We start from the raw sequence: 291 nt of genomic DNA on the forward strand, positions 1-291 counted from the left end.
TCTCACGATCCACGATTACGGCGTACAGGCCTTCCTTGCCGCCGAAGTGCTCGTACACAATCGGTTTGGACACCTTGGCGTGTGCCGCAATCTCCTCGACGCTCACTGCCTCGAAGCCTTTGGCGGCAAATAATGCCCGCCCGATTTCAATCAGCTGTTCGCGCCGCTGCAGCGATGTCATGCGTGAAGAATGTGCCATAAAACTCCAGCTTAGTCGGCGGCTGGAATCGGCGGGGATTCCGTCTGCGGGCTAGACTTGGCAGATATGGATATGAATACTGTGCTCGCCAT

At 56.4% G+C, this 291-nt stretch carries 1 protein-coding gene; it reads right to left on the bottom strand.

Translation table 11 applies throughout. The features are described 5' to 3' along the window. Nucleotides 1-181 (bottom strand): TetR/AcrR family transcriptional regulator (locus EIK80_RS25540; protein WP_233586952.1); only part of this gene is annotated, 181 nt, incomplete at its 3' end. Between the last annotated feature and the right edge of the window lie 110 nt (nt 182-291).

Origin of the sequence: Caulobacter sp. 602-1 (assembly GCF_003931565.1) — a bacterium.
Lineage (GTDB): Bacteria > Pseudomonadota > Alphaproteobacteria > Caulobacterales > Caulobacteraceae > Caulobacter.